We start from the raw sequence: 13,648 nt of genomic DNA, 5'->3' as shown, positions 1-13,648 counted from the left end.
TGGATCATCTGGTGTATCCAGCATGCCTAAAGTAGTTGGCACACATCTGCGGCGCAAACGACTTGACGAGTTTGCCGATGAGTTTGAGCAGGGCTTGGACCGTGCGGGTGGCGCCTTTGCGCAGCGCAGCTTTCAACCGGGAGAAGGCCTGTTCGATTGGATTGAGGTCGGGCGAGTAGGCCGGCAGATAACGCACGCGGGCGCCGACAGCCTCGATCGCCTCGCGGACACCGGCGATCTTGTGAGTGCGCAAGTTGTCCATGAAGACGATGTCGCCCTTGCGCAAGGTCGGCGCCAGGACTTGCTCGACATAAGCCAGGAACGAGGGCCCATCCATTGCACCGTCGATGACATAGGGCGCCGTGAGGCCATCGATGCGCAGCGCGGCGACAAGCGTCAGCGTCTTCCAGTGACCATGGGGCACGCCAGAGACGAGGCGCTCACCGCGAGGAGAGCGCCCATAGTGCCGGACCATCTTCGTCGTGACCGCAGTCTCGTCGATAAAGATGAGGCGCGGTGCACGCAGCTTGGGCTGCTCGGCTTTCAGCGCGGCACGCTCGGCAGCGACGTCAGGTCGATCCTGCTCGGCGGCGTGCAGTGTTTTTTTTGAAGGTGATGCTGTGACGGTCGAAGAAACGCCAGATCGAACCGATGCCGGCCTTTTGCTTTCTCTGAGAGCGCAGACGCGCGCGGATCTCCTCGAGCGTCAGGTCCGGCTCCGCGGCGATCAGCTCGATCAGCCACTGCTTGTGCTGCTCCAACGGCGAGCGGCTGTGCCCGGTGCCGGGCTTGGCCTCAACGTTTCCGGTCTTCCTCCAACGATCCATCCATCGGATCGTAGTCGAAGCGCCGAGATTGAGAATGCGCGCAGCCTCACGTGCGCTTTCGCCGGACTCAACAAGCTCAACCGCACGCACCCTGAGGTCCTTGGAGTATCCCTTCGCCATCGCATGCCCCGCATGTTGTCGCGGGCAACACCGAATCTGATTTGCGTGCCCGTGGGAATCCCCTTTGACTGTTCCGATTCACCTCAACTGGAAACCGCTCTAGCTCGAAGGGGAGACGATGCGCTTGGCGGTAACGTCGATCTGAAAGATTGCGTTTTGTTCCTCCCTTGACCGCGATCGACCAACGATTGGATTTGTCGAGGTCCAGATTGGACCCGATATCGCGAACCGTCGTCACGGCCTTCTGCCAGGCCATCTCGTCGTTCAGCAGTTCCTCGCCATCGGGATCATCAAACGGACGGTCATTCGAAATGAGGAGCGTAGCCGGCAACTCGTCGTCGAACTAGAGGCGTCTATCCCACTTTCTTATTTAGCCGAGTGTGCTCTAGGTTTTGTACAAGCCACACGGCTGGTCCGAGCGGGCCGCAGCCGCCGCATAGTACCGGGGAAAATAGCAACCGATAGAACGATTGGGTTACCTGATCCGGGGAGCCAAATGCGCTCCGCTAGTGTCTACTACTACGACAAGGCGCGCCCTGTCATGCCCCAGCGCTGAGCAATTGTCGCGGAAACCCGTAGCCGTCCGGTCTCGACTATCGTCGCCACCGATCTAAGCCAGCTCGGCCTCGCGGTGTGATCTCGCGGTCCACTAAGAGGACGGAGCCGCCAAGCCCGACCGTACCCGGATTGGCGGTTCTCTTTTGCACCGAATGCAAAATTAACAGGCAGGTCGCGGCGGCGAGCCTGAGCCTTTGTCGCAATTTATCTGGAAATCGGAACCCGCGACCTAGCAGCTCGGTTTAACGCAAAAGCCCGGCCGTCAACTAGGACGGCCGGGCGAAAGTGATACGAGCTCGATGAACGCTGCGGATATGCTGCGGCGCGGCAGGGCGGTGGGTACCTCGGAGGGTGTTTAGCCGCCGGACTGAGGCACGAAAGCATTCACGTATGCCGCTATTCGCGCCGCCGGTGGCGGTCGTAGCTGACGGAATGGAGGCGGCCAATCCGCACCAGCGGTACAATCGCAATTGCTGCGAGATGATCGGTGCTCATGGCGATGTCCTTGCATCGCCCCCATCAATTGGTCTTCGAGCGCGAGCTATTCCCTATAGGCGCCAGGCGTACCCGCCACTTTGCAAGATCAATGCATCGGCGATGGGCGTTCTAGGTTCCTCATTCCATTCGTGATGAAAATTGGGGAACGAAGACGCCCCGCCAGAAAGCAGCAGGCCCCATAAGCGCGTTTCACATGTGCTAATGACGCGGTGCCCGCATGATAGAAAACTCGTCTTCGAGCGTGGCGCTCATATGGCGTGGGCTACCGCTCGACCCCAGCGTAAATCGATCGCAGCTTCAGATTACATTTAGGATAGTTGCGTACCCATGAACGAGTTTTTTGACTGCAGCAAACGCGCTTTAAACATCCTCTCCGAACTTCATGCTTCCGAAAAAGAGTTGGTGGGCAAGGGGGTCGTCTTGTCCGATGGGAAAGCCGGCACAATTGAGCACGTATTTGTAGACGACGTCCATGGGCTCCGCATTGCAATTGCGGGACATGAAGGTCGATGGCCAATAGCGATGGTCAAGCAATTGGAAGGGGATCATCTCTCAAGAAAGCCAATCGCCAAAGCCAAATTACGGCGTGCGATTCACGAAGGTTAATGACTCCGCTGCTGCACACTGCGACGATAGGCTTCCTACGAGCGAGCTTAAAACCATGGAACGCATGAATGGAGTGGAGCGGACATTTGCGTCTGTTACTGCGCTGAGTGTCTTGGTTCTCGTCGCTAGCCTGACCGCATATGCGTTTAGCTAGTGGAGCCAGAAAAGTAGCGGCATCCGAACAATAGGGTAGATAACTTTCATTTCGTATTGTTTCAGCCTTGGAAACAGGCTCGGTGCTTCTCGGCGGACAGCGGTCCTCGATCTGGCCTGGCCCCAGCATGATCCGGATGCTGGGGCCATCTTTTTTGTGCTGCCTAACAGGACGCGCTCCCAGCACAGGCCGATTGCGCCCAAAGCCTTCTGGCCGTCCTTTTCATAGGAGCGGGCCTGACGAAGTTGGGTTACTCTGAAGCCAGGCGCTGATCCCGCCCCACAACGTCTGACGCCGCAGTATGTAAGCAAAGCCCGGCCTCAGCGATTCCTACCGCGCTGAGACCGTTTTACTTTCAGGAACAAGTGGCAATTTGTGGAGTTGCAAGGGAGGTTGCTCTCGGGAGGTGGGACGGGCATCGGTCTCAGTGCTCTCCCGGGGCATTGGGCAGTTCGCTTTCGTGAAGGCAAGCTATGACAGAAGAGCGCCGAGACTGAACACTGATCGTCGGATTTCTCAGTATTGCGGCTCAGCGCCATGCTTGATTAGCCGAACCCAGGTTGAACGGCTCCGAAATGCCTGTGTCGTCCTTCGCGGCCGGCTCAAACGCGAACTGCGGTTCTGGACGTCAATGTTACTCGGATTTTCATGTTACTCGGATTTTCGCCGCTCTGGATCGTTGGCGGAGCTGCTGATTTTCTTTAGGTTGTAACCGTTCCGCGAGATGCAGCAAATTGCCTAGATCACGGATGCAAAACAGAAAGCAGACGTTGTCGACGTTGCTCGCGGTCAAGTTGATCTTTTCGCATCATCTCGAACTGAGCTTGAGCCTTGATGGTGCTTTCGTTTGACCTCTTTAACTCGATCAGCAACGCCTCCTGCTCCGCGAGTCGTTTTTCTCCCTCCACAACATCAAGTTCAATCTGCCGCAACTCGTCCATGATCGAGTCTTTGTGCATCTTAGTCCATCGCACCCGTGCAGTTACAGCCGTGTGAGCTTAACCATTTCCAAGAGCTAGCCGTTCCTGAATTCGACCTTGCACTGCAGGATTTTTCGGCAGGCCATGGTGGGAATAAGTTGCAATAGGAACGGCAGGATGAAACGGCGGTTTTACTCTGCCGGCGTCGAACGCTACGGTCGCCGGCGACGACCAAAAAGCGGAGACTTGGCTTCAGCGCCTTCGGCTGAAGCCATTTTTTTGGAACAGATGGCAATTCCGGAGACAGAGGCCTCGCTTAATTGTCGACAAGGGGGCTCGGCGACAGGCCGCTTCCGTTGTTCGACAAGGCTCAGTTCGGATTTCGCTGATCCAAGGGCAGCGCTCGCTTTCGAATATGCCTGCGCTCGTTCAAAATGATCCCAGCGCGTGTCATCGCAGCAGTTGCAGCGCGGTAGGGTCATAGGTCCTCCCGCACGCCGCGAAAGAACGGATGCCGTACCTTGCCCTCGGCGGATTTGGAGCGGTACTCGATCTCGGCCAGTACTTTCGGTTCAACCCAGATCGCCTTGTGTGCAATGCGCTTGGTATAGGGCTGCTTCTTGCGGATCAGCGGTGCCAAGCGTTTGCGGAGATCGGCGGGCGAGGCCTTGTCGAAGCCGTGGTCGACCTTTGCGAGCGTAGATCAGCTCGTCGCCCTTGCGTCGGCCGACATAGATGCCGTCCCATTCATCGCCGTCGAGCGCAAAGCCCGCGATGTCAGCGTCTCGTGCTGGGAGAAGGTCTTCTTCACCCAGTCGCGGCTGCGGGCGCCGGGTCGGATAGACATTGTCGGCCACCTTCGACACCACGCCCTCGTAGCCGAGCTTGCAGGCATGGGTGAACATCTTCGGGCCGTCGACCTCGAAGCTCTGGCTGAACTGATGGCGGTGCCGGCAATCAGCTTCTTCAGCACGGCCTTGCGCTCGACCAGCGGCACCTTCCGAAGATCGCGGCCGTTGAAATGGAGCGGATCGAAGGCCACCATCACGATCCTGGTCGACTTACCGCGCAGCTCGTTCTGCAGCACAGAGAAGTCGGTCGTGCCGCCTGCCGAGGGAAATCTCGCCGTCGATGATGGCTGATGTTGCTGAAATCGGCCAGGCGTCTTGGGCCACCTTCTTGAAGCGCCTGGTCCAGTCGTTGCCGCGCCGGGTGTAGATCTTCGCCTCGTCATAGGCGATGTGAGTCTGGACCCGGTAGCCGTCGAACTTGATCTCGTGAATCCAGCGTGCGCCGCGCGGGACTTTATCGATCGGCGATGCCAGGGCCGGCGCGATGAAGCCGGGAAAGAGCGCCTTGGTCCCGATCGCTTCGGGCTTCCTCCGTTGAAACGCCACAACGCCATCCAATAACAGCGACCTGATTCAAATTTGAGGACTTGGCAATCGTTCCGCGCGCGGGGTCCGCTATTGGAACCGCTGATCTTAGCCTGCGTTGGCGTCTTCCAACAGGGGGGCCAGAATGGCAAGGAAAGCGAAGAAGCAGACCGCGCGGGGTCGCAAGCAGGACCGAGCGCGCGTCGTCGGCGGGCAGGATTACGAGGTGCGCTACGAGGCGAAGAAAACCCGGAAGTCGGCAGGGTCTGTGAAGAAGCCGTCAAGAAGGTCGGCAACAGCCGCAAGCGAGTTGAGCGCCGGCTCGGTTCGCCATGAAGAAGTCGTTGGGAACGACACCTTCGAAGCGTCGTTAGCAATCGCCGCTCCTCGGCAGACCGGAAGTGGCAATGAAGGTGCCCCCCTCTCGCCCCCGAAGACCCGGGGCACATTCTCGATCGGCGCAAAGTGGAATTCGCCTCGAAATGGCTGTGCAGCCCCTAGGGTTCCACCATGATCCGGAATGCCTTTTCCTGTTAGGCGGTCGCATGGGCTCGCTCCAGCGCCGCCTAGATCATCTGCTCGTTGAGCTTGACTTCGTAAAGCAGGGCTCCGGTCTCGGAGACAGGGTGAATTGCCGGACCCGGCGTCCGGACGGCGGGTGGCCATGTTCGCGTTCGTAGCGGCCCGTGTATACCTCGATTTCCATCGGCTTGGCCCCGTGGGACTCGTTGAGAGATAGATAGTGGATGGCGGTGCTACGAATCAGCGCGGGGCGGGAACGGTTGCGCGGCAACTGCCTCGGCACTAGCCTCCGGGCCGAGGAAGCGCTGGGGCCGTTATCCGGCCAACTGAGGCGGCCTGATTAGGCGAAAATGCTCGTCAGCAGCGCAGCAAGCATTGTCGCGCTAAATATCGCAACGCCAAGACAGATGCGCGCTGCCTTTGAATAGGGGTCGAAGTGAGGCTGGTTGATCATGGGCGGCCTATATTGGCGCCTGCAGAGCTTGGGGACATCAGCCACTCGGTCAGATGAGCCACCGCTTCGTCTTGCCGGCCCCCCTCAGCAGGATTGGCTAATGGAGGCACCGCCTTGGCCTTCGAGCGCAGGCGCATGGCCTCGTCAGTCAGACGTTCTCCCAGTGATCGGGTTTGTTTGAAACGACGCCGCTTGCTAGTCATAAAGCTGCTCCTGTTTGTGTGGGGCGGGAGCGCGGTGGCGGCGTTCTCGTCACCGATAGTTGCCGAGAGCCGTGCGGTGATGAACTGACAATGACCCCGCGGAAGCTGGGATTCCATAACACCCGTTAACTGTCTGAAACTCTGACAAGCCTGCTCGGCCGCGGAACGCACGACAGGAATAAGGGCATAGGCCCCAGGCGCGGGAACGGAGTTGTCACGACAACTATAGTGCCATGCATTGCAGTCCAAACGCGTGGTTGCCGCTGAGGCGCCATCACGCACGCCCGACAGATTCGATCCGCGCTGACAAATGGCCTCGGTGCCGAGATCAAAAGCGATCTTAAGGCCACGCAAAAAGTGAGCGGAAAGCCGTTGTGATGCTCGAGCCTAATCTCGGGCGGCGCCGGGACCACAGCTAACCGATTTGATCTGTCCAGCTGCATTGAAGATCAGAAGCGCGCTAACTAAGCCACTGGTCGTGATGTAAGAGACCGCGACGTAATCGCGGTTTGGCTGCATGTCGTTCAACCCGAAGGCGGGATAACGCTTGAGCCTGTCGACCCAATAAGCCCGGAGCGCTTCCCGGCCAGTCAGCGTCTTCTGGCCTCCACAATCGCAATGGATCACCGCATCATCGGCAAACATGCCAACGATATCTTCAATGTCGCCAGCGCGGTAAGCATCAAGCCAATCAACCGCCGCGGCCATCGGGTCAAAGGACATATTCCTCACCTACATGCCTAAAGAGGTGAGATTAGAGCGTTTCTAGAGGCGCCGCCTACGAATAGATGTCTGCTTAGCCTGACTTTTTATTTCGGTTCTCTAACAGCCAGCTCTGCGCGATTTCTGAGGCGTCAAACAAGCCGCAGGGGCAGTTGCAGCCGATCGTCGAGATGTCGAACGACAAAGCCCCGCAGGGCCGTCGGCACGTTGGTCTGTGCAGATCGCAACGGCGCTGGATTTCGCGGGCGACGTCTTCGGATACGTCTTCCGACCAGCGCTCGGCGGTGTTGAAGCCGATCAGCCGAATCGAGGTCGGTCGCCACGATGTCGGCCTCGCGCCGCGCGCGGCCGATCGCCCCGAAATCGTCGGCGACCAGGTAGATGGTCTGATCCGTCGATGAAACGATCGAGGGTGCCTAGCTGGGACCGACGCATGACGCAACTCCACGCAACAAGGGAGCGGGCTCGCCCCTTGTTGCCAATCCGCAGCAGAGGCCCCGGCGTGGCGCGTCCGGGGCCTCGCCTTGTGCGGTAGGGTTCTCGGCTTGGAGAGAGCCGAGAAGTGAATTCAAACCCCCATCGAAGGTGGCGTCAAGTCTCGGGAAAAAGCGGAAATTGTCTCGCCAGGATTCACATGGTTTATTTCCGGACCGGAGCGTCGTTGGGATGATCCGACCAACAGGGCAGGTAATTTTCATTTCGTATTTTTTCAGCCCTAGAACGACGACCGTTGCTTCCTGGCGGACAGCGGCTCGGCGACCCAGCTTGGCCCCAGCATGATCCGGATGCTGGGGTTTCTTTTATGAGTAGGAACGAAGCGCAAGCATTGGCATTTGTCGCCCTGTTCGGTGCCGCACCGCTACAGGCACTGAGACGCCCAGCTGCACACTGGCCCCAGCTTCACTGCTGGGGCCCTTTCTTATCACGCCGTCTAGATAGGGCACTGCCGCGACAAACGACAAACTAAGACACCCAATCGCATCGGGAAGGAGTAGCAATTTCTGACACCAGTGTTAGTTTTAAAGCCTCGGGTCACGTCCCGATTCATCAAAGGACGACTGGCCCCGGCACCAGTCTCAAGGCCCCCAAAGGTGCTGGGGCCGTTTTCTGTTAGAGGCCGCCAACTGGGGCGGCCTACACAGGCCTAATTTTTGTTTTCAGCTTACGATCGATCAGCATCTCGGCCCGGCGCTTTGCCAGTTCTGCCAATCGTGTGCGCACGGTATGGCGGGTCGTTTCTCCGCCGATCTCAATGATGATCTCGAACTGATCATTATATAGGCGTTTTACGTCGAAGGTGACGCCCCTGTGGGTGAAGGTGCTTGGCATACGCAGAGGATAGCAAATCGATGTGCGGTCCTTGTACCGGAATGCTACGGGAAATTGTCCCGGTGTAGGAATGGAGCCATGCAAGGCCACTTGCGGAGGTGGCCTTAATCTCCCGCGTCGCTGGTTAGCGGACTTCCTAGGCCGAGGCCTTCATGGTCCGCTCGACCTCATCAGCTAGCTCCGGTGGTGTGCCGCCAGCTTGGCAAACAGGTCTTTCCTTGTCGGATTGGTCGCCAACTTGCTGATCTGCTAGCGCCGCGCTGGATGCGAAGGTCCAACTCGGCCTCGACGCGCTCGGACTGCGCTGGGGCCGTTTTTGCGAAGAGGTCGCCAACTGAAGCCGGCCTCAATTTGTCGCCGTGTTCGTTTGGTTTGCTTATCGTCCCGGTGGCCGCGGATGCCTTCGGGCTCGAAGAGATCACGCCGCAGGACGACGGGGTGCTGGATTATCTGAGCTATGAAGGCAAGGGGTTCGGATCATCTTTGTATTCGATACCCTTGGTAAGATTTCGCATATGCGGTGCGCCCCTTCCTCGCGGTGATGACGCGTCCTTATCGCGCAACATGGTTCTGGAGTGGAATTCGGCAACGCACGATGGTCTGGCCTTGCTCGCGGACCAGCTGCAGCGTTCCGTCGAGCGCGCGCACCCGTTCGTGCATGCCGGTCAGGCCTCTCCCAAAGGTCAGGTCCGGCGGCAGGCCAATGCCGTCGTCCGAAATCTCGAGCTGAATTTGATCGCCGTCGACGATCGCGGCGACGCCCATCGTGGTCGCGTGAGCGTGCCGGAGCGCATTGGTCACTCCCTCCTGGATAACGCGGTACGCGGTTTGCGAGAGCAGGGCATCGAGCTCATCCAGACGATCGTCGAGCCGGGATGTCACGCGGAGGCCGGGCGCCTGGGATCGGGCGTTTCGCAGCAACGTCTGTACGCTTGCGGCTAATCCAAGATCCGCAACATAAAGCGGGCTCAGTCCCTCGAGGACGCGCCTATTCGCCTGTTGCAAGGCTTCGGCTGCGCTGAGGATGCCATGCGCCGGCGAACCCGGCTCGGGCGGGCCCTCCGTCTCGGGATCCGACAGCGCGGTAGCGTTGGCGCGGATCGCGAACAGAAGCGGGCCCATCTCGTCATGTAGCTCCCGGGCGAGCTCGCGGCGCTCCTCTTCCTGCACGGCGACGATCTTGCGCAGCAGGTTCCGATTGTCTTGGCTAAGCCGCCTCAGCGTCACTGCAAGCTGATTGGCTTCCGCACAGCTCTCGCGGATCTCCGGAGGGCCGGCCAGCGGAATGGCGGCGACGTAATCGCCGTTTCGCATCCGGGTCAATCCGGCGCCGAGTTGAGCCAGCGGCCGAAGCGCCGCGCCGGTCGTGAAATAGGCGCTCAGCGCGGCGAGCAGCATCAGCGCCGAGCTCGACGAGACGATCGCAACGAAGCCCGCCCATTTCTCCTCGATGTCCGGCGACAGATCGGGACTGAAGACGATGTCCCCGACATGCGACGCTCCGATCCTGATCGGATGCGTGGAGCCGAGCTCCGGAACCTCGAGCAGGGCAGTGAACCACGCGGGAATGTTGCCGCGGTGGCGGTCCGCCGCGCTGCGCTGCGGCCGCGTTCCAGGCGGCACGAATGCGATGGTCTCGGACCTCCCGAGCTTGTCCGCGAATGCGTCGAGGGTTTGCGGCGGATTGCCGGCGACTGCGAGCGCGGCATTCAGCGCATTGGCCACCAGCTCGGCGGAGCGCGCGGCCTGGGCGTTCTCATTCTCGAACTGCTCGGGGGAGACGATCTGCAGGGCGAGGCCGCCGAGCAGCAAGGCGCCGACCACCATCGCGGCCATCGGCAGCAACAGCCGGGCACGAAGTGAGAGGTGGTTCCAGAATCTGTTCCAGAGTCTTGTCACGTCGGGCTCCGTTCAGCGATTCTTCTCTTTCAATTTCCGCGCGAAGTTCTATCAAAGGCAGGGGAGAGAATGATGCACGATACCTCCAAATCGTCCATGAGAGTATTGATCGTCGACGACCACCCGGTGGTGGTGTCGGGCTGCCGGTCCCTGTTTGCTTCCGACAAGGCGGTGAAAATCGAGGAGGCCGCCGATGCCAAGGCCGGCTTGCGCGCCTTTACCCAGAGGCGGCCGGACGTGACCGTGATCGACATCAAGCTTCCCGATGTCTCCGGATTCGAGCTGCTGCGCAGGATCCGGAAAGACGACCCGGTCGCCCGGATCATCATGTTCAGCATGAACGACGATCCCGCTTTCGTGGTGCGAGCGGTGGAGATGGGGGCGCAAGGCTATGTCTCCAAGAGCGACGATCCGCGCCTGTTCGTCAAGGCGGTGCGCAAGGTCGCGGCAGGCGAGCGGTTCATTTCGCCGCATCTCGCGGAGGCGATCGCGTTCGCCGGCGCCGCGATCAAGGCCAGCCCCGCCTCGCAGATGTCGGCGCGGGAGCTGGAGATCTTGCGGTTGCTCGGCCGCGGCGACAAGATCGTCGAAGTCGCATCAGCGCTAGGCATCTCCTACAAGACTGTCGCCAATGCCACGTCGCTGCTCAAGCAGAAGCTCGGCGCGAAGAACCACTCAGACCTGGTACGGATCGCCGTCGAAATGGAACTTGGCTGATCCTTGCATAAATTGAACTGGTCGCGTGCAGTGACGCGGACAATTCTTCATTGCCGTACACCAGGCGGCATTCATCAGGCCAAATCGAAGCGACGAACGCACCGGTAGCGGCAATCTTCAAGCAAGAGCTTCACGGCTCACCAGTTCGGGAACGACCAGCCCTGCCATTCCGGCTCGCGATAGCTCGCGAAGCGCTGACCGCGCTGTGCAAGTCGCTGGCGTCTCTCGCGCTGCGCCTGCCGGGTGGGCTTTGCGTGTCGCGCGCTGCGCTCGGGGCGCGCCGGCGGAGCTGCCCGCGACGCATCAACCTGCGCAACCGTCGCGGGCGGCGCAGCGGGGACCGGCGCCGCGACAGCCGCCGAAGCTGTGGGGGCAGGCGCGGCGGCAGGGAGCGGGGTGCTGGTGTCCATGCGTATCGCCTCCGGCCATTTGTGCTGCGAGCGAATGCGGATGATCGTGCGATCGATGTCGTTGCGAGCGACGGTGACTGGCGCCGGGGCTGAAAAATACCAGTCGGTGAGAAGCAGCAGGCCGAGCAGCGTCGCGCCTGTGAACAGAAAGTACCGGACCAGAGGCATCAACAACCTTCACCGCAATCCCGGACCGCATATCGGCACCGGCGCCGATCAACGGGAGAAAATGGCAAACGTTCCTCGCCGATCGCATGGGCTGAAACATGAAGCCGCCCGCGGCGGCCCCATCACGTCGTCGGTACGCTCACCAGGTCACCCAGGTGCGGCCGCGCCAAATAGCCCGCGTTTTTCGTGCTCGAGGAAGCTCGCGCGGCCCCCAGCGCCAATTGTCGTGAACCACGACGCGGCATTCACGCGGATAATCATAGGTCTCATGGGTGTGCCCGCACACCCGCCCAGCGCACGCGATCGCCGCCGATGCGCTGATCGCGGACACGGCCAGGAAGCCGGCATCAAGCATGGCGCTGCGGCCGTCTTGCCGAGCCGTCTCATTTCATATCTCCTCAGGTCGGAACCATTGCCGCTGCGCCAACATCCGGTTTTGCTGCCGTCCTTTTTGTCGGGAAAAATATGCAAATGGTTGGGAACGGTTTGCCTCGGCGGCAGTTGATGACCTGCTTAAACGAGCACAATCAACTTCCCCAAAGGTTCCGGCGCGGTTCCCCGGCTGCGCCGGAGCCAATTATTGTGCCGGGTCGCGGCGAGCAGGAGAGCGCGCCGACCGCGCCTTTGACGCGCAAGGGATTTTGATCAAGCAATGAGCCGGCTGCGCTGTCTCACACCGCAAAATGGTTGCCGAGTCTGACCGAGCTGAGGCGGCGGATTGCCAGCGCTAAAATGGAGCGCGCACCTGCTGCGCGGCGAGCATCGCCGGATTCTTTGCCGCCCTCGATTGCACGAACAGGCTCGATGTCACGATCAGTGCAAGCGAGAACAATGCCACCACCGACATGCATGCGACCTGATCGCCAGCGCCCATCTCAGCCACTCCGTGTTTTGCCTCGGACGGTGAACGTGGCAGAAACCGGTTCGTTCCTGATGTCGGGAAAAACTGGCAACATGCGGGCGGCTGCCGCCGGCGCGGGTGGCGACCGGTTGATGAAACCCGTCGCATGCGGCAGCCGCTAATCGACAGCGTCCGCCTCGGCGCGGCTCCTGATCGGCACGACACTCGCCTGGTATGCGATACATTTGGTTTTCGTCGAGTCAGGACCATGCCAGTGGCGCCGGCCCGCCTGGTGCTGGTCGGCACGTCGGCTTCAACGTCAGCTTAGCGCTTCGCCTGCGGCGCGCTTCTCGGCCGCTCGGGTGGCAAGGATCGTGGTCACCACCCGGGCGCGCCCCAGCTCCTTGGTTCGCCTTCCGCTTATCCTGGAGCGGCAAGCCAGCGCTCCTTTCCTTTTGGGCGGCAAATGCAAGGGCGCCATGGTGGCGTTCGAAGCCGCTCGCTGACTGATGGCCACCGGAAACAATGTTCGTATGGTCGCGATGATCAACCCGCCGACGGTCAATGCCGTCCGGCGACCCGAGCGACCGTCAAGCTGATTAAGCCGATCGTCTCGCGCTACTTTTTACGCAGGAGTTTTGACGGCGCCATATCTTCTGGCACCGCTCGAGGTCTCTGCGGCGTTTTACTCCGCCGAACACGAGGGACGCAATTGACGGCGCCTCTATTCTCAACTCGAAGTGTCCAAGTGCCTTGGGGGCTGCATGACTGTCGGTGCGAAGCGGCTGGTTGATCACCTGCGGCGGAGAATCGACGCGCTAGCTGCGTGCCTTCGTCACAAGAAATCCACCGTCCATGACACTGTTCGCGCCGTCGACCGGCTTTTGCGGAGCCGTCCTTAGGGGCCGTGATGGCCAGATCATTGCGCTGAATCGGATCCGCGATCACGCGCGGGCGAACACTTTCTGATCGGCCTTTCGAGCGCTTCTCCACCAAAGGTCGAAGATTCGGAGAAAATTGGAAACTTTTGCCATCGCGCTGAGTTGGCAGCGACTGGATGCGGTCGCTTGGAGCGTGAGGATGGCCGACGAAGTCACGGTGAGAAGGGCGGCAGAGACGGCCTGGACCGTGTACCGGGCGGCGCACCCTGACGTTGACGTTCACGACAGCCGCCGCTGCCTGCTCGAGCGCTATTTGCACAGGAGACGGGAAGAGCGAGAGAGCGATGCCGAAGATCTCGCCAGCTTCGGGATAGCCTACTTGCACCAGCCTCCCGAAGACGAAGGTTGACGGGCGTGAAGATGTTCGTCGCGCGGACGGTCT

General features: G+C 60.4%; 10 protein-coding genes and 2 pseudogenes. 5 read left to right on the top strand and 7 right to left on the bottom strand.

The features are described from left to right. Nucleotides 1–4: 4 nt before the first annotated feature. A protein-coding gene (locus ACVWZM_RS01320; protein WP_141343507.1) for an IS630 family transposase occupies nucleotides 5–947 on the bottom strand; the annotation gives its coding sequence in 2 pieces (ribosomal slippage) (nucleotides 5–607 and nucleotides 609–947; 942 coding nt in all). A 1,383-nt stretch (nucleotides 948–2,330) separates the two neighbouring features. On the opposite strand from ACVWZM_RS01320, the gene ACVWZM_RS01315 reads away from it, so the two are divergent. Next, nucleotides 2,331–2,609 carry a PRC-barrel domain containing protein gene (locus ACVWZM_RS01315; RefSeq protein WP_253587188.1) on the top strand — a complete coding sequence of 93 codons (279 nt, stop codon included), beginning with the start codon at nucleotides 2,331–2,333 and terminating at the stop codon, nucleotides 2,607–2,609. An 897-nt stretch (nucleotides 2,610–3,506) separates the two neighbouring features. Here ACVWZM_RS01315 and ACVWZM_RS01310 read toward each other — a convergent pair. Beyond that, nucleotides 3,507–3,704 carry a hypothetical protein gene (locus tag ACVWZM_RS01310; RefSeq protein WP_233475604.1) on the bottom strand — a complete coding sequence of 66 codons (198 nt, stop codon included), beginning with the start codon at nucleotides 3,702–3,704 and terminating at the stop codon, nucleotides 3,507–3,509. A 457-nt stretch (nucleotides 3,705–4,161) separates the two neighbouring features. Then, nucleotides 4,162–5,080: pseudogene (locus ACVWZM_RS01305) on the bottom strand (ATP-dependent DNA ligase). Nucleotides 5,081–5,204: 124 nt separating this feature from the next. On the opposite strand from ACVWZM_RS01305, the pseudogene ACVWZM_RS01300 reads away from it, so the two are divergent. After that, nucleotides 5,205–5,395, top strand: a pseudogene (locus ACVWZM_RS01300) (DUF3606 domain-containing protein). Between the two features lie 1,230 nt (nucleotides 5,396–6,625). Here the strand turns inward: ACVWZM_RS01300 and ACVWZM_RS01295 are convergent. After that, on the bottom strand, nucleotides 6,626–6,961 hold the full coding sequence (locus ACVWZM_RS01295; protein WP_057017189.1) for a nuclear transport factor 2 family protein: 336 nt from the start codon (nucleotides 6,959–6,961) through the stop codon (nucleotides 6,626–6,628). A gap of 152 nt (nucleotides 6,962–7,113) precedes the next feature. Here ACVWZM_RS01295 and ACVWZM_RS01290 point away from each other — a divergent pair, with 152 nt between their 5' ends. Continuing rightward, a complete protein-coding gene (locus tag ACVWZM_RS01290) occupies nucleotides 7,114–7,362 on the top strand; it encodes a hypothetical protein (protein ID WP_057017190.1) in 249 nt (82 codons plus the stop codon). Between the two features lie 1,480 nt (nucleotides 7,363–8,842). On the opposite strand, the gene ACVWZM_RS01285 is transcribed toward ACVWZM_RS01290, so the two are convergent. Then, complete coding sequence (locus tag ACVWZM_RS01285; RefSeq protein WP_456851523.1) at nucleotides 8,843–10,189, bottom strand: ATP-binding protein; 1,347 nt, start codon at nucleotides 10,187–10,189, stop codon at nucleotides 8,843–8,845. A gap of 72 nt (nucleotides 10,190–10,261) precedes the next feature. On the opposite strand from ACVWZM_RS01285, the gene ACVWZM_RS01280 reads away from it, so the two are divergent. Beyond that, complete coding sequence (locus tag ACVWZM_RS01280) at nucleotides 10,262–10,906, top strand: response regulator transcription factor (protein WP_456856586.1); 645 nt, start codon at nucleotides 10,262–10,264, stop codon at nucleotides 10,904–10,906. A gap of 137 nt (nucleotides 10,907–11,043) precedes the next feature. On the opposite strand, the gene ACVWZM_RS01275 is transcribed toward ACVWZM_RS01280, so the two are convergent. Both ACVWZM_RS01275 and ACVWZM_RS01270 read right to left on the bottom strand, forming a co-directional pair. Then, entirely contained in the window at nucleotides 11,044–11,484 is a 441-nt protein-coding gene (locus ACVWZM_RS01275) for a hypothetical protein (RefSeq protein ID WP_253587184.1), read from the bottom strand. A 727-nt stretch (nucleotides 11,485–12,211) separates the two neighbouring features. After that, complete coding sequence (locus tag ACVWZM_RS01270; RefSeq protein ID WP_162832411.1) at nucleotides 12,212–12,358, bottom strand: hypothetical protein; 147 nt, start codon at nucleotides 12,356–12,358, stop codon at nucleotides 12,212–12,214. A gap of 1,047 nt (nucleotides 12,359–13,405) precedes the next feature. Here ACVWZM_RS01270 and ACVWZM_RS01265 point away from each other — a divergent pair. Next, entirely contained in the window at nucleotides 13,406–13,615 is a 210-nt protein-coding gene (locus ACVWZM_RS01265; RefSeq protein WP_168857387.1) for a hypothetical protein, read from the top strand. Nucleotides 13,616–13,648: the final 33 nt, after the last annotated feature.

Source organism: Bradyrhizobium sp. USDA 4501 (assembly GCF_054062115.1).
This window is presented reverse-complemented; position numbering and strand designations above follow the sequence as displayed.